Raw genomic sequence first — 20,439 nt, forward strand, 5'->3', positions numbered from 1 at the left:
CTTCGTGCTGTTGCTGGTGAGAGAAGCGCTCCGCCCGGTAACTGACTTGAGTCAGACTATACATTTCTCCTTTACCGGGATGGGAGCCGCAGAAGGCGTGCTGGACATCCTGGAAGCAGTTCCGCTCGCGGAAGCGTCAACCAGTACCCCTACCACTTCCCTTCCTCCCTCCTTTACCTTTGAAGGTGTCACCTTCAGATACCGGAAAACTGACTCTCCTGCGATCGACAACCTTTCTTTTTCGGTTGGGCCGGGAGATAAAGTAGCTCTGGTAGGCCGTTCCGGAAGCGGTAAAACGACAGTGACTGCTCTTCTAATGAGATTTTTCGACCCGCAAGCTGGTTTTGTCCGACTCGGCGGAGAAGATGTCCGGTGTATCCCAGCAGATGAATTACATGCTATGTACTCGATTGTGTCTCAGGACACGTTCCTGTTCCATGGCACTGTACGTGAAAATCTGTTGATGGCAAAGCCAACGGCCTCACAGGAAGAACTCGAACAGGCGGCCTGTGCCGCTGCAGCGCACAAGTTCATCACGGCTCTCCCCCAGGGCTACGATACCCTGATAGGTGAGAGGGGAGTACGGTTATCCGGAGGCGAACGCCAGCGCATTGCCATTGCCCGGGCTTTCCTGAAGAATGCGCCCATTCTCATTCTGGATGAGGCAACGTCCAGCGTGGATGTTGCCAATGAAGCGTTGATTCGCAAAGCAATAACCGGGTTAGCCCGTGACAGGACTACCCTGATCATCTCGCACCGCCTTTTGGCAGCTCGAGATGCTGACCGTATCTATGTGCTGGAAAAAGGCCATCTGGCTGAGGTGGGTACGCATTCGGAGCTGGTCGACTATAAAGGTAATTACAGTGCTCTGGTCAGAGCCGATGAGGTATGCATATGAGCCACGAACACAGCACGCACTTCGATCTGCCCGTAGGACAGGTATTTCGAAAAGTGAGGGTTATTGACCTGCTGTTGACCAGCTATCATCTGGACCTCTGGAAAGTGCGAATTGCCAGCATCGTGATTCAGGTGCTTGGTATCCTGTCGGCAATCACCGGAGCATATCTTGTAGGGGCGGTAATTACTGGGGTTTCCGTGATCGACCTATGGCCGACAATTGGACTGCTGCTCCTGTTTACTGTTACCCAATTTGGTCTCTCCAACCTCAATGGCTACTGGTCACATGTCATCGCATTTCGGTCGCTGGCCGAGATTCGCAAGGCGCTGTACCGGAAACTGGACGAACTTGCCCCGGCATACGTAATCAAACAGCGTTCCGGTGACCTTGCCCGTTCCGCACTCTCCGACGTCAACCTGCTGGAGCTATACATTGCTCACACACTGCCCGAGTTTTTGCAGGCAATAGTAGTGACGCCTCTGGCACTAATTTCCATCGGACTTATCCACTGGAGCCTGATGATAGCACTTGCCCCGTTTCTGATAGCCGCGGTAACGGTACCCGACTGGTTCGCTCGCCGGGCAGAAATGCAGGGTAAAGCCCATAGGGAATCAGTGGGAGCAATGAGTGCAGACGTTATCGACTACATTCAGGGAATGAGGGAAGTTGTGGCTTTCGGGGCCGTAAAACTGTCAATGAACCGGCTCGATGTCAGCCAGCAGAAGTACTCGGACACTTATGTGGCCTACGAAAGCCGCAGCGGCATGGAACGCGGGGCAGGCGATGCGCTGCTGGCAGGAGGGATGGTTGTCACCGTAGCGTTAGGAGGTTGGCTCTCGATCATGGGCTACATGGACGTTGCACTGTACCCTGTGGCAGCAGTTCTCACTGCAATGGCATTCTCGCCCGTCATGCATTTGCTAGGCATCGCTAGACAGCTCAGCCAGACTGCTGCAGCGGCCGACCGGGTATTTGGAATCATGAATACTCAGCCTTCAGTCATAGATCGGGTTTCTTCCTCTCCCGAAGGGCCTATCATCCCGAAGGTCTGCTTCGAAGATACGCGGTTTCGGTACGGTCCCGAATTACCCGAGGTACTGAAAGGTGTGAACCTTACGGTATCGCCGGGAGAGACAGTCGCGTTGGTCGGCCCATCGGGTGCGGGAAAGTCAACCTGCACTTATCTGTTACTCAGGCTATGGGACCCTGCTGAAGGCATGGTCAAGATTGGCGGACACGACCTGCGTGAATTCCCCCAGCAGTACCTCCGGGATATGATCGCCTATGTGCCTCAAGATGTCTACCTGTTCAACATGTCAGTGAGGGAAAATATCCGCATAGGCAAAAGCAACGCTACCGATGCCGAAATAAGAGATGCAGCTCGTCGGGCGTTTGCTCTAGATTTCATCGAGGCTTTGCCTGATAAGTGGGAAACTGTACTGGGGGAGCGGGGTGCAACGCTTTCTGGTGGCCAGCGCCAGCGGATTGCGATAGCCAGGGCATTTCTGAAGAACGCCCCTATCCTGATCATGGACGAAGCGGTCTCCAGCCTGGATACCGAGTCAGAGATCAATGTCCGAAGAGCGATCAAGGAGATATCGGCAGGACGCACAACTCTGATCGTAGCACATAGGCCTTCGACGATTCGGTCTGCCGACCGGGTGATAATGCTAGCAAATGGGAAAGTCGAGGAGAGCGGCACATTCGACGAGCTTATCGCTGCTAAGGGCGCTTTCGGCCGTCTAATGGCTGCACAGATAACCACATCTTAAGATAGACATGGATTTCTCTAGCATCTTAGAGTAAACATGGATTTCTCTGAACTGCAGTGGAATTTCTTTCATCTCTCCACTCACAATCTTTCCCAAGTACATGATGCTTATGCTGCTGCAGTTTGGCTTTTTAAGGTTAACAATTAGCATATGATCATCCGGCATCTCTTACATAATCATATTAGTTGAAAGGACAAAAAAGTGTGATATTTAATAAATTTCAATTTATTGTATTACAAAAGTTCTTACATAGGATATAAAGTGCTACTATTTAATAAACTATTAATACTTTAAAAAACGTATTGAGTAGAATATTGTTACTTCATAGTGTTACTGAATATTACTACTGAATATTGTTACTGGATTGTCAATAAGTGTGATGCCGGATAATGCTTCCTCACGATAAATCGTTGTTTTTGGATCTCTGTAGACACACGAGTATTATGATGGATATCTTGCCCGAGAAACGGTGGGCATCTGTAGATTTCAATCAAATGGAATGTTTAATACGGCTTTTATATTATAATTTAAACTGGGATAATTTAGATATAATTTGATTATTAGTGGTCAAAATGAACTACAAATTAACAAGACTTCCGATGTTTGCGGTCATGTTGATCGTTTTTTTGGTTTTTTCAGTTTCGGGCTGTATCACGAACGGCAGCACAGATGACCAGGCGAAGACCATTACTGTAACCGACATGGAGGGACGATCGGTGACATTAAAATATCCTGTGGAGCGCCTTGTACTGATGGACTCGACGTGCACAGCCGAATTTTCATCGGTCTATGGAGAGGGGTTTGATAGCAAAATCGTTGGTTGGGATAACTATCTCAGGGAAAATTCCGGCGACATGTATGAAAAATACGTGGAAAAATTCCCGGCAATGGCCGAAATACCCGATGTAGGTTCCCTGGACGATAATACTTTTAATGCTGAAAAAGTGATAGCGTTAAATCCTGACGTCGTTATCATGCCCAACTGGGAATTCATGTGGAACGGAGAAGCGACAAAAGAGGCGCTGGCCAGGATGGATCAGGCCGGTGTTCCAGTAGTATTTTTAGACTTCTACATGGAACCCCTGGAAAATTCAACGAAGAGTATCCAGTTACTTGGGAAGATCACGGGCAAGGAACAGAGGGCTCAGGATATAGTTGATTATTATGAGGAAAAGGTCAACAGCGTATATTCCCGCCTGGAGAAAATACAGGGAAAGAAACCCACCGTTTACGTCGAATGTGCATATAACGGCCCGGATACTTACGGTATATCTTATGGGGACGTGGCATGGGGAGCCATCGTTAAGAAAGCGGGCGGAGACAACATTGCAGAACCGGTTTTACTCAACAAAAGTAAGGCTCTTAGTGCCGAATATCTGGTCAACCAGAGTCCAGACATCATCATATTGACAGGAAGGAACTGGTCTACGCCCGGATCGCTCAGGATGGGCTACACTTTCACATCGAACGTAACGAAGAGCACGATGACGCCATTCGTCAACCGTCCAGGGTGGGATACGATCAATGCAGTAGAGAATCAGAAGGTCTACGGCATATATCACGGCTATTGCTCGGACGTATTTAACTTCGTTGCACTGGAAGCATTTGCTAAATGGTTCTATCCTGAAGAGTTCAAGGACATGGACCCTGTTGATACGCTCAAGGAATTTCACAAAAAGTTCATGCCCATCGATTATAACGGCACGCTTGTGTACAGCTATTATTGATGGCAGGAGTTGAGAGAGAAAAAACTGGAGGAATTGGGTGCGTGTAAGGTTCACTATATTGACAATTCTGGCAAGCGTATTAGTTATCTTTACGGCCTTTACCGTCCCTGGCTGTATCACGAACGGCAGCACAGATAACCAGACGAAGACAATCACCGTTACGGATATGGAAGGAAGATCGGTTACTGTGAAATCACCGGTAGAACGCATTGTCCTGATGGAATCATCGAAAACACATGAACTGGCCGCTATAGATGGAGCTGGAATTGTCGACAAGATCGTCGGATGGGACAACGACTTCAAGGACAATGCAGGCGACGGATACGTAAAGTTTGTAGAGAAATATCCAAAGCTGGCCGATATCCCAAATGTAGGCTCCCTCGATGACAATACATTCAGTGTTGAAAAGGTGATTGCGTTAAACCCCGATGTTGTCATCATGCATAACTGGGAATTTATGTGGAGCGGAGACGCTACGAAAGAAGCCCTGGCCAAGCTGGAACAGGCAGGCATCCCGGTGGTTTTTGTTGATTTCTACATGGACCCAATGGTCAACTCCACGAAAAGTATGCTGCTGCTTGGTCAGATACTTGGTAAAGAACAAAGAGCAGAGGATATTGTCGACTTTTATGACCAACATGTAGACACGGTTTATTCACGTCTGGAGGAAAATGGCGGACTGATGAAGCCCAGTGTATATATAGAGACAGGATACAATGGCCCAGAAACATACGGGATAACAGAGGGAGATGTTGGATGGGGATCGATTGTAAAGAGAGCTGGCGGCGACAACATTGCTGAGGCTTTATTAGGAAATACCAGCAAAGCGATCAGCCCTGAGTTCCTTGTCAACCAGAGCCCGAGTATCATAATATTGACTGGCCGGAACTGGTCAACACCAGGATCAATCAGGATGGGCTATACCTCTACTGCTGAAGATACTAAGAACACAATGGATGCGTATATTTCACGTCCCGGATGGAACACGATCAACGCCGTCAAAAACCACAATGTGTACGGCATTTATCATGGTTACTGCTTCAGCATCTATAATTTCGTGGCGCTGGAGGCTTTTGCGAAATGGTTCTATCCTGAGGAGTTCAAGGATATCGATCCTAATGCTACTATTCGGGAGTACCATGAAAAGTTCATGCCTGTTGAATACAACGGGACGTTCATGTACAGCTATTATTAACAACTGCGGACTTGAGGAGTAGGGCTCAGGATGAACGTTAAAACAAAAGAAGCATACAAGGAAATGACCGGGAGAAAATATCTATATCTCCTCTCGATTTCGGTGGCAATCTTCCTCACTTTTATCCTCGACATTATGACAGGCCCGGCGTCTTTATCGGCAAACGAGGTCATTTCGACAATATTCTTCCCTGCCTATAGTGATAGATCGGTTCAGGTCATTGTTTGGACCTTCCGTCTACCCGTTGCCCTCATGGCGATCACGATCGGAATAGCTTTAGGCCTTGCCGGTGCGAACATGCAAACTATCCTCGATAACCCTCTGGCTAGCCCTTATACACTTGGCATATCCGCAGCCGCCGGGTTTGGTGCCGCGCTGGCTATCGTGTTAGGTGTGGAAGTGATGCCGTTCGCAGATACCCTATTCGTACCGGTCAACGCATTCGTGTTCTCGTTAACCAGCTGCATGGCAATATATGGCATTGCCAGGTTTAAGCGAGCCACATCCGAAACCATCGTGCTTACCGGCATTGCCGTGTTGTTCCTGTTCGACTCTCTGCTTGCGCTCCTTGAATATACGGCAAACCCGGAGCAGGTCCAGGCTATAGTTTTCTGGCTCTTTGGCAGCCTGACCAAAACCACCTGGACCACACTGGGCATTACGGTGGGAATTGTTTTGATGGTCATACCACTGCTAGCAATAGACGTCTGGAAACTCACCGCTCTCAGGTTGGGAGACGATAAGGCAAAAAGCCTTGGAGTGAACGTTGAAAAGATGAGATTAAAGGGATTGATCCTGATTTCAATTCTTACGTCCACGGCAGTGGCATTCGTAGGCACCATAGGGTTCATCGGCCTCGTGGCACCGCATATAGCACGGATGCTCGTGGGCGAGGACCACCGATACTTTTTACCTTTTTCAGCGTTGTCCGGGGCGTTTATACTTTCCACCGCTTCGGTTCTCAGCAAAGCCGTCGTTCCAGGAATCATATTTCCCATAGGGATACTCACTTCACTGATTGGCATACCGTTTTTTGTCTGGCTCCTTCTATCTAAAAAGAGGGGATACTGGTGAAGCTGGAAATCAAAAACCTCAAGTTCGGATATAATTCCAATCCGGTATTAAAAAGCGTAAATATGGTTGCTGAACCGATGGTCACTGCTATCATAGGCCCAAACGCGGTCGGAAAATCCACTCTGCTAAAATGCATATGCGGGATACTCAAGGCCGAAGGGTCGATAATATTCAATGGAAAAGACCTGAAGGCATATCGGAAGGATGAGGTCATAAAAGCCATTAGCTACCTTCCCCAGGAATCCACTACAAGTACGGTTATGACGGTGCTGGAGGCGACACTGCTGGGAAAAATAAACTCGCTTGGCTGGAGGATCAAGGACGAGGACCTGTCTGCATCGATGGATACGCTTGAAAAGCTCGGGATCGAAGACCTGGCAATGAGGCCAATGAACGAGCTCAGCGGAGGGCAGAAGCAAATGGTGTCTATCGCCCAATCGATCATCCGAAAGCCCAAAGTGCTCCTCATGGACGAACCTACGAATTCACTGGACCTCCAGCGGCAGCTTGAGCTTTTTGATGTGATCCAGAACATTACGGAAGAGAATGGAATGACGACGATAGTGGCATTACACGACCTCAACCTGGCAGCCCGGTATGCGGGTAATGTCGTATTGATGAACGGAGGTAAAATCGTGGCTGCTGGAAGCCCGGCTTCCGTGATAACCGAAGTGATGATTCGAAAAGTCTACGGGGTCAATGCGAGAGTAACACTCGACGGTGAGGGTATACCGCAAGTCATACCAATTAATTCGACGCGAAAATGCGGGATAAAAAAGGCCATAATGGGGTGATCATGACGGAATCAGGAAAGCTGGAACTCGACAGTACCAAGGAAGGAGTAAAGAAATACTGGGATTATGGGAGCAAGTTCTACGATACGGCGCCAGGGAACGGGGGGGTCGAGGAAAGTCAGATGTGGAGAGAGCTATTATCAGGAGCAATTGGCTCGAGCCCTAAAAATGTCCTGGACGTCGGCAGTGGTACCGGAGTAATCGCCATGTACCTGGCAGAGCTGGGCCATAGTGTGACCGCGGTCGACTTTAGCGAAGGAATGATGGATGTAGCCCGGAAGAAAGCCCTGGCAAAAGGAGCGAATATTCGGTTTATGGAAATGGACGTTGAGAACCTTAGCTTCGAAGACGAGACTTTTGATTGTATCACTGCCCGGTACGTACTCTGGACTATGTCTCACCCGGAAAAGGCGGTAAAAGAATGGACCAGAGTCGTGAAGCCAGGTGGCATGGTTGTCATTATTGACGGCAAGTGGATCACAAAGGGTTTACTTTCCCGTATATCCGCGTTTAATTACCACATTTATCGATTTATTAAATATGGAAAGAATCCCTTCACTTACAATTATAAGAAGGATGTCAATGTTTGCCTCCCCAATCCGCATGGGGTCGAGAGTGAGCAGGTTGTGGAGTATATGTCTAAGGCCGGTTTAGACGATATCGCTGTTACTGACTTGAAAATAATTCGGGATATACAGCGAAAGCGATTACCCTGGTATTTAAAATATGCCAATGATCACCCCATTTTTATGGCCCATGGTATCGCGGTTAAAAATAGGTAAGCTTCGAGGTATTGTATGTCAATAAATGAAAACAAGGTCAAGGAAGAGATCACGAAGCGGTGGGACTATTCATCGCAGCACTACGATACATATCACGGCCACGGGGTAAAGAGCGAGGAAGAAGCAGCAGCCTGGAAGGCTCTTTTCAGGCAGGCAATCCCTGGGGAAAAGCTAAGCGTTCTTGATGTCGGCTGCGGTACGGGTGAAATGAGCAAGATGCTGGCGGATATGGGGCATAAGGTGACAGGTATCGACCTGTCCGAGAAAATGCTCTCGGTGGCAAAGTCTAAGTCTCCTGGCAGTATCAAATTCAGGATCGGCGACGCAGAAAATCCCCCATTTGATGAAGGAAAGTTCGATGCAGTCGTGACTCGCCATGTACTCTGGACGCTACCGAATCCTGAAAAAGCCCTTAAAAGCTGGCGAAATGTGCTGAAGCCAGGGGGAAAAGCAGTAATAATAGACGGCGTATGGGATGATGGCCGCCTGGAGACACGCCTGAAAAGAAAGATAGGAGAGGCTATGATACATATAGTCGAAAAGAACGATATTTCCAAAGACAGTTATACTGCGGAAGTGAATGCTATACTGCCCAACGCAAAAGGAGTATCCCTGGATAAGGCCCGGGAATACATGGAAAAAGCCGGGTTTAAAGACGTGCGATCAGTAGAGCTGGACGATCTGGTACGAATTCAGAAAAAACACATGCCGCTCAGATATAAAATTGCCTATGAGTATGAATATTATGCAATCTATGGCCTGAAATGATATTCCAGGACAATTAAGTTGTGCTGATGTGGATATATCCTGTTGCTTACAGCGGTATGCGTCAGCACAACTTTGATCTCGGAAATTTGTTATCAGTCCCACGTTAAAGTAATTTACTGGTTAAATAGCTGGTCTATAAACCATTCGGGGTCGAACTTTTGTAAATCTTCATAGCCCTGCCCTATCCCGAAAAATAGAATGGGTTTGCCTGTGATATAGGCAATGGATATTGCAGCTCCTCCTTTTGCATCCGCATCGATTTTTGTCAGGATGGACCCATCGATTGGCACAGCATCGTTAAACTGCGCAGCCCTTTCAACGGCATCGTTTCCTGCGACGGCTTCATCTACAAAAATTATAAGGTCAGGAGTGCTTACCCTGCAGATCTTTTCCATCTGTGACATCAGGTTAAGGTTTGTATGCATTCTGCCTGCGGTATCGGAAAGCACAAAATCAATTTTATGGCCTCTTGCGTACTGCACGGCATCGTAAATAACTGCAGCAGGATCGGCACCAGGTTGATGTTTTATCATCTTTACTCCAAGCCGGTCTGCATGGATTCCAAGCTGGTCGATAGCACCTGCCCTGAAAGTATCTCCTGCAGCAAGGACTACCGAATAATCCGATTTGAGCAGCCTGTGCGTCATCTTTGCAATGGATGTCGTTTTTCCTGTCCCGTTAATTCCTACAAAGACAATATGGACAGGCCTTTCCTTGTCTCTTACGTACTCATCAAAATCAAAAGTATTCGCAGACACTACCTCAATGATGGCTTTTTTCAGGGCTTCCTCTACAATTTCTCCGGTATTGCTGCCAATGCGTTTTGTTGTGCCTGTGAGTTGCTTTTTCACTGATTCCACAATTGCCTCGGAAACCGAGAGGGCAAGGTCACTTTCAAGAAGCCCCATTTCAAGTTCCCACAGGGGCTCTTCCAGGTCTTTACTATCCAGATAGACTTCTCTATTAAGGACCAGGGCTTTTGCTTTCTTTGTAAGGCCTATATTTGAGAATTTTTTGAAAAAGCCCTTTTTTTCTTCAGGTACGTTTTCAGGTAAGTTTTCTTCTTCAGTCTTGCTCTCGATCGCCTTTTTTCGGTTTTCCAGTTTTTTCCTGTACTCAGCCTTTTTTCTGTCTTCTATCCTGACAGGTGTAGGGGCAACCGTTACAGGTTCGGCTTCGTAACTTTCTTCTTCGATCAGCGTTTCAAGAGCTTCTTCCTCTGGAATGGGCTCAATGTCCTCTTCAAAGCCTTCTTCGGCCTCAGGTACAGGCTCAACCACAGGTTCGATATCTACTGCTTTATCGTCAATAGTTCTGCTGAGTGCCTTTTTAAAATTTCCTAGCTTCTCTTTGAATTTGGTGAACACAGGATCCCATCCCAGGAAAACTAATAAAAAATAGTAGTTAAGTCAAAATAAAAAGTTCTTTATCAAATGCAGGATTTGAGTTCAATCCTTTTGTTTCTAAGCCAGGTTTTTTAGGCCTGGCCGGATTCTTGAAGCTTTGCAGCTTCAGACTCCAGGGCCTGCATACCCTGTATATATTTAGTCAGTGAAGCACTCATCTGTTCGAGAATTTTTGTAAGCTGCTCTTTGCGGCGGTTCAGGGTCTCAATGGCCTCATCGGCGTTTTCTTCCGCACTAAAGCCGGCTCCAAGGTCCACAATAACCTTCTCTGCATTTTTTATTTCGGCGTGAACAAAAGAGCCAAATCCAATCGGTACCATCGTTTCGGCAGTCCTGCCTTCAGCTGAAGCGGTTTTAAGCTCGTTGATGGTTATGACTGCCTGGTCGCAGCTTGTAATAGAAGTCTGAACCATGTTCATCTGCTGCCTTAAACCTTCAGCCTGCCTCTGGAACTCCTGATGCCTGGCTGCCAGATTCCTGAAATCTTCTTCACTGACTTCTACCATATCCTTCACTCCTCAGCAATGCTTTCGATCTGGATCTGGCTTCTTTTAATACTATGCTTGCTTCCGAAGACAGAATAGACCTTATCAATCGCGTTCTTTTCATTCTGACTTTCGACTTGCTTTGTGAATTTTTCCCAGGAATTTCCTGCTTTAAATTTGCCTTTAACAATAAAACTCTTCATCTTGGTCACCACTCTTGCTGTAACTTTTTACGAAACAGGTGGATTAATATCACTCTAAGAACCCGAGGGCTTCCTCGATTCTCCCAAGTTCGGGGCCTGTAGTGTCTGAACCTGCCAGATAATTCTTTGAGTTCGCAAGCAGGCCTGAACCGAGCATCTGAGTCCCAAAGTTCGTAGTTCCTATATTTACCGGAAGCTCGAAGAGCTTTTCCAGAGTTTCTATTTCCGAAGATGTCACTTTCGGGTGCACCAGAAGCCCTTTGTTGGTGACAACCCCAGCCATCCCTACATTCTTTATTCCGGCAATTGTTCCCCTGTAAACTTCTACCTTGAGGGTACTGGCAATTGTCTCAATAGCTCTGTCTGGCAGTTCGGGGTGGACAAGGGCTGCGGAATCGTTTGCAAGCACGATGTTTCCAACTGCATTCAGCTTGCCCGGGAGGATCTCAGCCTCAACTCCGGTCAGTTCTTTCATCTCCCTGGCATCGGTCCCATATGAAAAAAGGAAACCGTTTGAGTTTCCTCTGGAAAGGGCGCCGATAACAACACTTCCGTTTACAAGAGTCTCAACGACCCTTGCATCCAGGGAATCCTCAAGTATGGCACAGGTTTCGGGCTTTGTTCCTGTAGGAACAAGAACTACATCTTCTGTGCAGGTTGCAAAGACACCGATCATTGGGGTGTCGTAAATATCCACTGTTCGAATCATATTCTTTGAAGCTTCGCGTCTTCTGATATATTTTACTGGGCGAGTTCTGCCTGTACCTCGCCATCTGCGAATTTTACAGCTCTGACCCTGATGGAGAGAGGAGGCTTTTCACAGCCTTTTTCCCAGAGGCGCTCATTAATTGATTTGTCCAGTTTGACCTTAACAGAATCAACTTTCATGTGCCTTACGAGAAAACCTCTTACTTCAGTAACTGATCTGTTTGCTCTTTTCCATGCAGGGACTTTCCTTACTGCCCTGAGAGGGATAGTATATATTTGTTCTTTTACCATGTCGTCAGCCATTTTTTCCACCTTCCTCGCTTACTTCACATCCAGGCTTCTTCTTCTCCAGTGCCTGCGTCTGGGATGGCTCACGACCTTCCTGTTAGTTTTCACAATAACCCACACTGGAACGCGTGTGTTCTGTTTGTGCGCCTTTGCAAGACGCTTCTTCTGTCCTTTCATGTTATGACTCAAGTGGATCACACCTGTTGACCTGTAAATAACTTAATTTCATTAATTTCCGGTTATATCCAATGATTATCTGATTGTGATTTTAACCCTTGCATAATCAAGGTTTTTTTCTGCCAGTTCGAAGGCAGTTTTTAAAACCATATCCGGCAAATTCTATGAAAACCATATCCGGTAAATTCTATGAGGGTCCTGGTTAATCTGCAGCAGTATAAGGGTTGAATATAACTCGATTATTGTATAAATCTTTATTCCAGAATTTTTCCCTTCCGGAAGACTTCCTGATTTTAAGGCATGCTTTCTTCAGGGCAGTTTTTCCTGGAAAGCACATGGGACTGAATATGGGAAGGAAATAGTTCCTTTATTTTCTCCTCACCGTCTCTCTGCCTGATTAACTCCCTGAGCTCGGCTTCGTAATCAGCTTTCTGAGTATTCTCACTCGGCCCTTCTTCAATTCTCAGATAATGCTCTACAAGAATACTCACGGTTTTTTTGCCATACCCCTTCAAAGGGCAGATATACTGAACCCCCAATCGATCTTCGATACTTCGTACCTGTGAGATTGAGAGTACAGGAACTCTATCATCCCTTCTGGTTCCATCAGCAATGAGTTTAACTTCCGGGTCCAAAGCAAGAGTTTCTACGGCTTTTTCGTGGATATAATTTATAGCACTTTTCGGGAAACCATTCTTCATTATTTCCTCGTAAGCCTTTTCAAGGATTTCCCATTCCAGGGGAAGAACCCTGTGTGGGAACCCTAACCTTTTTGCGGTTTTTGCTGCCAGCTCACCATTTGGGAGCAGGCCGAAGCTGCAGGTTACGAGTTCGATTTCAAAAAACGGTTCCATCAAAAGGGCAGAGAGCGAACTATCCTTGCCTCCGCTAAACAGGACCGAAATTCTCATTGTTTTTAAACTCTGGTTATAGATGTCTTACGCTTTTTCGGCTGCATCTTCATAAGGAGTTTTTTAAGCTGTTCATCACTGATTTGAGACGGGAGCCTTCCACCCTGAGCAAGCGAGATCAGCTGCATTTCGAGCTGTTCCCCAAGAGCCGGTCTTGACATCTTTAAGGTTGTAAGGCGCTCTCTAGCTTCAGGAGTCAGGATCTGCCTCAGAATGGCCTGCTTCTGAGCTTCCATCTCAGCTTTTGCCTGTTCCTGCTGGTAAGCTGCCTGGATGTCAGGCTGCTGGTTCTGCGCCTGCTGTCTCTGAATTTCTGCAAGCCGTCTCTTTCGGATTTCGTCAAGTTCGTCATCCATTGTAGACATGGCAATCATCTAAAAAACCGGTTTTCCGGAGCAATCTGGATTAAGATTAATAATATCTGGGTTAAGATTAATAATATTTGAAAGGGAGTCCTATGAATTTTTCAGGTCCCCTTCGGATGGAGTTTTTCTCAGTATTTTGCAAGTCCAGGGATCTTCTCAATAAGTTCCTGCCTGAGCTCATTGGCTGCATTATCAAGCATAGAACGTCCCTTTGCAGATACCGTTCTTCCGTCCTTTACTTTTTGCAGGTAACCTGCAGCTTCAAGCTGCTGTACTGCCTTTCTGGCAATCGAACCGCTGCCTTTTGCTTTGTGGTAAGGCTGTGATCCGTTGTCCTTCTTTCCACCGTATATTGATCTGAGCCTTTCAATTCCTACAGGCCCGTCAGTATAGATTTTCCTCAGGATCGCTGCGGTTCTGATATACCACCAGTCATCGTTGTTCGGAGGGAGTTCTTTGTGAACCCCGGTCTTTACGTTCTTTGCCCACTCAGGGGGAACGACTTTTTCATTTTCTTTAAGTATGCCTGCAACCTTCTCGATGAGTTCCATTGCAGGGACATCAAACACTGTTGTCATGCATGCCACCTTTTCTAAATTAGGTTGTCTTTGCAGATCCTGAGAGATAGTGCCGATTCTTCTCCCCTGGCTGCCAGAAATCTATTTTTTTCCCGAAACGAGGTAACTCATTCTCTTTCGAGAGGTCCTATCCGATCTTTATAGCTGGATTTATGGACTCTTATGGTTTGGGCTTTCATGCCCGATAAGCCGGTAATTGTGATTTTTAGTTTTAACTGGAAGGAGGTTGATATATTTATCAATTACTGTGTTCAGGTATTCATATACAATCGATCTGGTGATGTGTAGTATGAATAATTTCAAACTAAAAAACGATCTAATTGTATTGAGTTAACTTTTGTCAATTGACGCAAGTGCGAACATCCAGCGTAATTACTTTCAAGCTATAAAAGCATTTTGTGAATTCATAGATAAATGCTTGATGAACTTATTCTGGAAGCTAATCAGGAGAGCTAAACCGGGTTTATTGATGAGATAGAGGGATATTCATGCGTCTTCGGTTAAGTGGGAAATCGTGACAAATTGCGTCCATTTCCACAACACCAATAGAATATTTTAATAAACTGAAAAAAGAGACAGGGTATAAATTTCATTTAGATAGGCCAAAATTTAAGGCCGGTTTCTAATGCAAAATCGATAGCTTTCAGGTAAAAGAATTCTTTAACCGATGACCAATGAATTCTGATCTTATGTGGTTTTATGTTGCTCGCATTGAGAATCTTTAAATTGTTCCCTGATTTCTCGAAGATAAATCAGGGTTTCCTTCTTTGATACAATTCTCTCAATATGTTTCGCAAGAAGTCTCTAAGTCCAGATTTCATGAAGATAACCAGGATTTTTTGGCTTCATACATGCAAGTAATTATAAAAGTCCGTGATTTGGTACTAATGTCTTGAAGTCTCTCTTATTATCTACTTTCAACTCTCTGGACATTTCAGTATCATTTTTTCCCTGATAGCTCAAAAGTATGATTTTAGATCTTTCAATAATGCTTGCTGCTTAATTTATAGATCGGATGGGCTTGATAAGATAGCCTGAATCTTTTTGAGTGAATGATAATTTGGGGCGACGGCTTATACAAAATATAAGGCTATTCATCTAACAGTTAAATTATTATTTATATGTCAATGTCTGAATCTAAGTACTGGATTTTGGAACGGAGTCTTTTTTTCTCCAGGCACCTCTAATATGGAAATGAACTTTTGGAGACGGAAGTACTTCTACAACCAGGAATCCAACGCAAACATTCCAAATCCGGAATTTATACTACCAAACCCACGGTCTTAAATAATACCGGCAGTGGGGTTGCACTAAAACAAACTACATAAAGCTGACGATTGATACAAGAACAGATATATACTCTGAAAGAAAATAAACATTTAAATTGAAAAAATGGTACAAAGATCAAGGCTAAAAGGTGGTGGAGATTTCTCAAATATATAAAGACGCAGATCCTAAAATTTATACCGCTTTTTATTTCTAGCGCTTTAATGGCCTTATAATTGGTTAAAGTATAACCTTTAATAAGCAATCTTTGTACCATTTATGAATTTAATATTCTCCTAATTTCAATATTTTCGTTGTCATAAAAAGTACTATCTTCAATATAAAATCCGAGTTATAAACTGAAAAAAATATACATATTATTTTATTATCCTTCTTTATATTGATAGAAGGATTTATGTAATATCGCGTTTTCAACCATTTATCGTTATAAATCAAATATTTAATACACTGAGGTACTACGCGCTGGAGAAATTAAGAGGTTAACGTACTTCATGTACGAGTAACTATCTTAGAATAATCGCACAGAGAGTGCCTAACCACGGTACAGCCTAAATAACACCGAATCGAAAAAGAGGCATACCATTGACGAAAGTTGTAGAAATCTCTCCAACCACAAGACTTGAAGGCCACTCCAAGCTTACCCTGAAGGTAGATGATCAGGGTATTGTTGAGCGTGGAGACTGGCTTTCTATCACCCCGGTAAGGGGTATTGAGAAGCTAGCCATAGGTAAGACAATGGAACAGGTCCCGAAGATTGCTTCTCGGGTCTGCGGTATCTGTCCCATTGCTCATACCCTGGCAAGTACCGAGGCCATGGAGGCTTCGATTGGCTGCGAGATCCCCACGGACGCAAAACTCCTGCGGACCATTCTTCATGCAGCGAACCGTATCCATAGCATCGCCCTGCACAACATCCTGATCCTCCCGGACTTTTACATACCGGGGACGGAAAAGAAGTTTAACCTGTTCGCCAACGAACAGCCTGCCAGGAGTGTTATGGCAAGGATCGTCCGCATCCGTGAGATCGGACAGACTATTGGAGCCATCGCAGGCGGCGAGGCTATCCACCCATCCAACCCGAGGATCGGTGGGATGTACCATAATGTGAGTCCCAGGGCAAAGCAGAAAATGGCTGACCTGGCAAAAGAAGGCCTTGTCCTTGCTCACGAGCAGATGGAATTCATGCTTGATGTCATCAGGAACATGCAGAACCGGGAGTTTGTCGAAGTCGCAGGCAAGCAGATCCCACTTCCCAAGACACTCGGGTACCACAACCAGGGGGTTATGGCTACATCCTCCATGTACGGGTCATCCAGTCTGGACGAGAATCCCACATGGGATTTCACTCGCTGGAAAGAAACCCGGCCATGGGACTGGTACATGGGTGAGGTAACAATCGATCTTGAGGACCCGAGCTACCCGGTCGGAGGCACCACGAAAGTCGGCACCAAAGCCAACCCCCAGATGGAGGCCTGCACAGGTGTCCCAACCTACGATGGGCAGCCTGTTGAAGTCGGTCCGAGGGCAAGGCTTTCCACATTCAAGAACTTCGATGAGAAAGGCACCTTCGCCCAGCATATTGCCAGGCAGATGGAATACCCAGACTGCTGCTACACCATCCTCAAATGTCTTGACAACCTGAACACCTCGGGTAAGGTCCTTGCCGATCATATTCCTCTGGGAGACGGGTCCATGGGCTGGGCCGCGAACGAGGCTCCGCGTGGGACCAATATCCATCTCGCACGGGTGAAGGACGGGAAAGTGTTATGGTACGATATGCTTGTGCCCACAACCTGGAACTTCCCTACCTGTAGCCGTGCTCTGACTGGAGCTCCCTGGCAGATTGCCGAGATGGTCGTCCGGGCCTATGACCCGTGCGTTTCGTGCGCAACCCACATGATTGTGGTGAACGAGGAGGAAAAGATAGTCGCCCAGAAGCTCATGCAGTGGTGAAGTGAATGGAAACGCTGTACTCCGAGATCGTGGTGGCAGGCTGTGGGAACCCTCTCTTTGCGGATGATGGGTTCGGACCTGCAGTTGTGGAGAAACTCAAGGACCTCAAACTTCCAGAGAATATCACGGTTGTTGACGCAGGGCTAGGGGGTCCACATTTTGTTTTTACTCTTCTCAACCCTGAGTCCACAAAGACTCTTATCATTGTGGACATTGCGGACTTTGGAGGGGAACCCGGTGAGCTCAGGTGGCTCTCTGTTGACGAGCTTCCTGTGGGGAGTTACCGGGACGCCCACTCATGGGACCTGACCGAGCCGCTCCAGTACATTAAGGATGATATTCGGGTCCGTGTCCTTGCATGCCAGAAAAAATATGTTTCTGCCCCTGAAATGGTCATCGGGATTACAGACGAGGTAAAAAGATCCATTCCAGACGCTGTATCCGAGATACTGAAGGAAATCGGAATGAACTATGGGACTGCTTAACTCTGTCACAAAAACCATGGGCGGCGAAGCAAAGCCCACTCAGGTTGCGATGGAGAAGAAGGCGGAAGCTACAAAGGAGAAAAAACCAGTGACAAATAAGATCAAGATCGGTCATGTACACATGAGCGGCTGTACCGGCTGCCTGGTGTCCCTGGCCGACAACAACTTGGGACTCATCAAGATCCTGGACGACTATGCCGACCTCGTATACTGCCTCACTCTTGCTGACGTTCGGCATATCCCGGAGATGGACGTGGCGCTCGTTGAGGGATCGGTCTGCCTCCAGGACCATGAATCCGTGGAGGACATAAAGGAGACTCGGGAGAAGTCCAAGATCGTGGTGGCCCTCGGTTCCTGCGCATGCTACGGGAATATCACCCGGTTCAGCCGCGGCGGGCAGCACAACCAGCCACAGCACGAGTCTTACCTTCCAATAGGAGATCTCATTGACGTGGATGTTTACATTCCAGGATGCCCCCCGAGCCCGGAGCTTATAAGGAACGTCGCTGTCATGGCGTACCTGCTCCTTGAAGGAAACGAGGAACAGAAGGCTCTTGCAGGCAAGTACTTGAAGCCTCTTATGGACCTTGCGAAGCGCGGCACTTCCGGATGTTTCTGCGACCTTATGTACGACGTGATCAACCAGGGCCTCTGCATGGGCTGTGGCACCTGCGCTGCATCCTGTCCAGTGCATGCGATTACTCTTGAGTTCGGGAAGCCTCAGGGTGAACGTGACCTCTGCATCAAGTGCGGTTCTTGCTACGGTGCCTGTCCGAGGTCGTTCTTTAATTTAGACGTGATTCCGGAATTTGAGAACATCAGCGAGATAATTGCTAAAGCGCTTAAGGATGGTGAGAGTGATGATTGAAGATCCGTATCTCGGCAAATACGTGACATGTGTTTCGGCACGGAGCACGGACAAAGAGATCCTCAAGAAAGCTCAGGACGGCGGAATCGCCACCGCTCTCATGGTCTATGCCCTCGAAGAAGGGTTCATCGACGGAACTATTGTGGCAGGCGAGGGCGAAAAACCCTGGCAGCCAAAGCCGGAAGTTGCGATGACCCGCGAGGACATCCTCAAGGCACGAGGAACTAGATACAGCATCAGCCCCCAGATCTCCTGGCTCAAGGAAGCAACCAGGTCTTTCGGCCTCGATAAGGTCGGGGTCACCGGTGTCTGCTGCCAGATGCAGGCAGTGAGGAAGGCTCAGCTTTATCCTATCAATATGCGGGATGTCCCGGGCAAGGTTGCCTTTACAGTGGGGCTTTTCTGCATGGAAAACTTCCCGTACAAGTCCTTGCAGAGCATTGTCGAGGACCACGCAGCTCAGAGCCTCGGCTCCGTGAAGAAGATGGAGATCACGAAGGGCAAGTTCTGGGTCTATACCGAACGTGGGAACGTTGCCACTGTTCCACTCAAAGCAACCCACAAGTACGAGCAGCCAGGCTGCCACGTTTGTCTTGACTATGTTTCTAACCTCGCCGATATTTCAACCGGCTCGGTCGGAAGCCCAGACGGCTGGTCTACGGTTTTCATCCGCACCAAAGTAGGGAACGAGATCTGGTCCAAAGCGGTTGCTGCGGGTCTGTTCGAGACGAAACCCATTGAGGAAGTCAAACCCGGTCTCGATCTCCTCAGGAAGCTCGCGAAAGAGAAGATCGACAAGAACCAGAAGACAGTTGAGGAGCGCAAGACTTTCGGCGTCAATAAGGGGCTACGTAACCCTTACGCCTAAAACTCCTCTTTTTTGTCAGCGAAGCTATTGTGTTAGCTATGCTGAATATGGGGATGGGATTGGTTCTCATCCCCAAATTATGATTTCAATGAAAGTGTATTGAAATTTTTGTAAAATTTTAAATTGATTCTGTAGTCTTTTTTACTATCAAAATGGAGTTTATCTTTTTAATAAAAAACGTTTTATTACATCGGGAGCGCAGAGGGTCACGAATACCTCATTCTTTACAAGCTGCCCGACAATTGCCTTCAGTAATAAAAGAATGGATCTTCGTCATTCCCTATGGATAAGATGATTTTCAATTCAAGACCGCATTGGTTTTTATGAGGATATTATGAGGATATCCACACAAAACGACGAAGAGCCAAAAAAATCCCTTCTTTTTTGATTTAAATGTCTTATTTACTTTTTTAGCACTTTTTTATTACTAGCAATAATTGTCGGACAGCCTGTTTAGGTAGGGGGTGGCCGTCCGCAATTTGATTTTTAAACTAAAAACCAACGTCAATAGACACTGAAAAATGGAAAATGTTATTTTTTTCGTAAAATATACAGATAAAGATTAGCAGTGTTTTTGTAAAGACATTGTAATTATAAACGATTATCTTTTATATTTTGTATATATAATATTTTTTAGATGTATTTTATAGATTTTTAGTCCATTAGACTCAGTCCCAAAATCTAGTGATAAAAGTAAGTGTAACATCACTACACAAAATTATAATTCTATAATTATGTAATGATGTTACGGCAAAAACAATGGTAACTATAAACCTTACTCTTAATAACTTTTCGGAGCTCCCTGCTCTCTTAGACGTTTTTGGTTGTTTTGGAAACGATTATGAAT

The 20,439-nt window shown here is 46.4% G+C and carries 21 protein-coding genes; 12 read left to right on the top strand and 9 right to left on the bottom strand.

The genetic code is table 11. The annotated features are described in order from the left end of the window. Positions 1-4: 4 nt before the first annotated feature. The 8 genes from FXW07_RS17455 to FXW07_RS17490 all read left to right on the top strand — a co-directional run bounded on the left by FXW07_RS17455 (position 5) and on the right by FXW07_RS17490 (position 9,010). Positions 5-898 (top strand): ATP-binding cassette domain-containing protein, encoded by an 894-nt coding sequence (locus FXW07_RS17455; protein WP_229396768.1) that lies wholly within the window; start codon positions 5-7, stop codon positions 896-898. Next, complete coding sequence (locus tag FXW07_RS17460; protein ID WP_229396771.1) at positions 895-2,670, top strand: ABC transporter ATP-binding protein; 1,776 nt, start codon at positions 895-897, stop codon at positions 2,668-2,670. Before FXW07_RS17455 ends, FXW07_RS17460 begins: the two co-directional genes overlap by 4 nt. Positions 2,671-3,242: 572 nt before the next feature. Beyond that, positions 3,243-4,397 (top strand): ABC transporter substrate-binding protein, encoded by a 1,155-nt coding sequence (locus tag FXW07_RS17465; RefSeq protein ID WP_229396773.1) that lies wholly within the window; start codon positions 3,243-3,245, stop codon positions 4,395-4,397. A 37-nt stretch (positions 4,398-4,434) separates the two neighbouring features. Continuing rightward, positions 4,435-5,592, top strand: coding sequence for an ABC transporter substrate-binding protein (locus tag FXW07_RS17470; RefSeq protein WP_229396775.1), 1,158 nt, complete (start codon positions 4,435-4,437; stop codon positions 5,590-5,592). 30 nt (positions 5,593-5,622) lie between these two features. Beyond that, entirely contained in the window at positions 5,623-6,666 is a 1,044-nt protein-coding gene (locus tag FXW07_RS17475) for an iron ABC transporter permease (RefSeq protein ID WP_229396777.1), read from the top strand. Next, the gene (locus FXW07_RS17480; RefSeq protein WP_229396780.1) at positions 6,663-7,460 is read left to right on the top strand and encodes an ABC transporter ATP-binding protein; all 798 of its coding nucleotides are present in this window, start codon (positions 6,663-6,665) and stop codon (positions 7,458-7,460) included. Before FXW07_RS17475 ends, FXW07_RS17480 begins: the two co-directional genes overlap by 4 nt. Before the next feature lie 2 nt (positions 7,461-7,462). Further along, positions 7,463-8,242: a class I SAM-dependent methyltransferase gene (locus FXW07_RS17485; RefSeq protein ID WP_229396782.1), complete on the top strand. Its 780-nt coding sequence runs from the start codon at positions 7,463-7,465 to the stop codon at positions 8,240-8,242. Positions 8,243-8,257: 15 nt separating this feature from the next. Continuing rightward, positions 8,258-9,010, top strand: a complete 753-nt coding sequence (locus FXW07_RS17490; RefSeq protein ID WP_229396784.1) for a class I SAM-dependent methyltransferase — start codon at positions 8,258-8,260, stop codon at positions 9,008-9,010. 113 nt (positions 9,011-9,123) lie between these two features. Here FXW07_RS17490 and ftsY read toward each other — a convergent pair whose 3' ends face one another. The 9 genes from ftsY to FXW07_RS17535 all read right to left on the bottom strand — a co-directional run bounded on the left by ftsY (position 9,124) and on the right by FXW07_RS17535 (position 14,131). Further along, positions 9,124-10,377, bottom strand: coding sequence for a signal recognition particle-docking protein FtsY (gene ftsY, locus FXW07_RS17495; RefSeq protein WP_229396786.1), 1,254 nt, complete (start codon positions 10,375-10,377; stop codon positions 9,124-9,126). 110 nt (positions 10,378-10,487) lie between these two features. Beyond that, positions 10,488-10,922, bottom strand: a complete 435-nt coding sequence (pfdA, locus tag FXW07_RS17500; RefSeq protein WP_229396788.1) for a prefoldin subunit alpha — start codon at positions 10,920-10,922, stop codon at positions 10,488-10,490. A gap of 5 nt (positions 10,923-10,927) precedes the next feature. Next, positions 10,928-11,104, bottom strand: coding sequence for a 50S ribosomal protein L18Ae (gene rpl18a, locus FXW07_RS17505; protein WP_255679134.1), 177 nt, complete (start codon positions 11,102-11,104; stop codon positions 10,928-10,930). Between the two features lie 49 nt (positions 11,105-11,153). Further along, positions 11,154-11,813, bottom strand: a complete 660-nt coding sequence (locus tag FXW07_RS17510; protein WP_048122752.1) for a translation initiation factor IF-6 — start codon at positions 11,811-11,813, stop codon at positions 11,154-11,156. A gap of 32 nt (positions 11,814-11,845) precedes the next feature. After that, the gene (locus tag FXW07_RS17515; RefSeq protein ID WP_048122751.1) at positions 11,846-12,115 is read right to left on the bottom strand and encodes a 50S ribosomal protein L31e; all 270 of its coding nucleotides are present in this window, start codon (positions 12,113-12,115) and stop codon (positions 11,846-11,848) included. Between the two features lie 18 nt (positions 12,116-12,133). Continuing rightward, entirely contained in the window at positions 12,134-12,289 is a 156-nt protein-coding gene (locus FXW07_RS17520; RefSeq protein WP_011024005.1) for a 50S ribosomal protein L39e, read from the bottom strand. A 281-nt stretch (positions 12,290-12,570) separates the two neighbouring features. Further along, positions 12,571-13,188: an alpha hydrolase gene (locus tag FXW07_RS17525; RefSeq protein ID WP_229396792.1), complete on the bottom strand. Its 618-nt coding sequence runs from the start codon at positions 13,186-13,188 to the stop codon at positions 12,571-12,573. 5 nt (positions 13,189-13,193) lie between these two features. Further along, positions 13,194-13,562, bottom strand: a complete 369-nt coding sequence (locus FXW07_RS17530; RefSeq protein WP_229396794.1) for a DNA-binding protein — start codon at positions 13,560-13,562, stop codon at positions 13,194-13,196. Between the two features lie 119 nt (positions 13,563-13,681). Continuing rightward, complete coding sequence (locus FXW07_RS17535; protein WP_229396796.1) at positions 13,682-14,131, bottom strand: 30S ribosomal protein S19e; 450 nt, start codon at positions 14,129-14,131, stop codon at positions 13,682-13,684. A gap of 1,869 nt (positions 14,132-16,000) precedes the next feature. Here FXW07_RS17535 and frhA point away from each other — a divergent pair. From frhA to frhB, 4 genes are read left to right on the top strand one after another with little or no spacing between them, the layout of a single operon-like run. Then, positions 16,001-17,371 carry a coenzyme F420 hydrogenase subunit alpha gene (frhA, locus tag FXW07_RS17540; RefSeq protein ID WP_229396798.1) on the top strand — a complete coding sequence of 457 codons (1,371 nt, stop codon included), beginning with the start codon at positions 16,001-16,003 and terminating at the stop codon, positions 17,369-17,371. A gap of 5 nt (positions 17,372-17,376) precedes the next feature. Next, positions 17,377-17,856, top strand: coding sequence for a coenzyme F420-reducing hydrogenase, FrhD protein (frhD, locus tag FXW07_RS17545; protein ID WP_048122741.1), 480 nt, complete (start codon positions 17,377-17,379; stop codon positions 17,854-17,856). After that, entirely contained in the window at positions 17,843-18,724 is an 882-nt protein-coding gene (gene frhG / locus FXW07_RS17550) for a coenzyme F420 hydrogenase subunit gamma (RefSeq protein WP_229396800.1), read from the top strand. The genes frhD and frhG overlap by 14 nt, the downstream gene beginning before the upstream one ends. After that, positions 18,717-19,592, top strand: coding sequence for a coenzyme F420 hydrogenase subunit beta (gene frhB / locus FXW07_RS17555; protein ID WP_229396802.1), 876 nt, complete (start codon positions 18,717-18,719; stop codon positions 19,590-19,592). Before frhG ends, frhB begins: the two co-directional genes overlap by 8 nt. Positions 19,593-20,439 lie beyond the last annotated feature (847 nt).

The organism is Methanosarcina sp. DH1, from assembly GCF_020804205.1.
Classification (GTDB): Archaea; Halobacteriota; Methanosarcinia; order Methanosarcinales; family Methanosarcinaceae; genus Methanosarcina; species Methanosarcina vacuolata.

Excerpts from the sequence above, each read along its gene's own strand:
- FXW07_RS17460 (WP_229396771.1), top strand. The coding sequence starts at position 895 with ATGAGCCACGAACACAGCACGCACTTCGATCTGCCCGTAGGACAGGTA.
- FXW07_RS17465 (WP_229396773.1), top strand. The coding sequence starts at position 3,243 with ATGAACTACAAATTAACAAGACTTCCGATGTTTGCGGTCATGTTGATC.
- FXW07_RS17475 (WP_229396777.1), top strand. The coding sequence starts at position 5,623 with ATGAACGTTAAAACAAAAGAAGCATACAAGGAAATGACCGGGAGAAAA.
- FXW07_RS17485 (WP_229396782.1), top strand. The coding sequence starts at position 7,463 with ATGACGGAATCAGGAAAGCTGGAACTCGACAGTACCAAGGAAGGAGTA.
- FXW07_RS17490 (WP_229396784.1), top strand. The coding sequence starts at position 8,258 with ATGTCAATAAATGAAAACAAGGTCAAGGAAGAGATCACGAAGCGGTGG.
- pfdA (WP_229396788.1), bottom strand. The coding sequence starts at position 10,922 with ATGGTAGAAGTCAGTGAAGAAGATTTCAGGAATCTGGCAGCCAGGCAT.
- rpl18a (WP_255679134.1), bottom strand. The coding sequence starts at position 11,104 with ATGAAGAGTTTTATTGTTAAAGGCAAATTTAAAGCAGGAAATTCCTGG.
- FXW07_RS17510 (WP_048122752.1), bottom strand. The coding sequence starts at position 11,813 with ATGATTCGAACAGTGGATATTTACGACACCCCAATGATCGGTGTCTTT.
- FXW07_RS17515 (WP_048122751.1), bottom strand. The coding sequence starts at position 12,115 with ATGGCTGACGACATGGTAAAAGAACAAATATATACTATCCCTCTCAGG.
- FXW07_RS17525 (WP_229396792.1), bottom strand. The coding sequence starts at position 13,188 with ATGAGAATTTCGGTCCTGTTTAGCGGAGGCAAGGATAGTTCGCTCTCT.
- FXW07_RS17530 (WP_229396794.1), bottom strand. The coding sequence starts at position 13,562 with ATGATTGCCATGTCTACAATGGATGACGAACTTGACGAAATCCGAAAG.
- FXW07_RS17535 (WP_229396796.1), bottom strand. The coding sequence starts at position 14,131 with ATGACAACAGTGTTTGATGTCCCTGCAATGGAACTCATCGAGAAGGTT.
- frhD (WP_048122741.1), top strand. The coding sequence starts at position 17,377 with ATGGAAACGCTGTACTCCGAGATCGTGGTGGCAGGCTGTGGGAACCCT.
- frhG (WP_229396800.1), top strand. The coding sequence starts at position 17,843 with ATGGGACTGCTTAACTCTGTCACAAAAACCATGGGCGGCGAAGCAAAG.
- frhB (WP_229396802.1), top strand. The coding sequence starts at position 18,717 with ATGATTGAAGATCCGTATCTCGGCAAATACGTGACATGTGTTTCGGCA.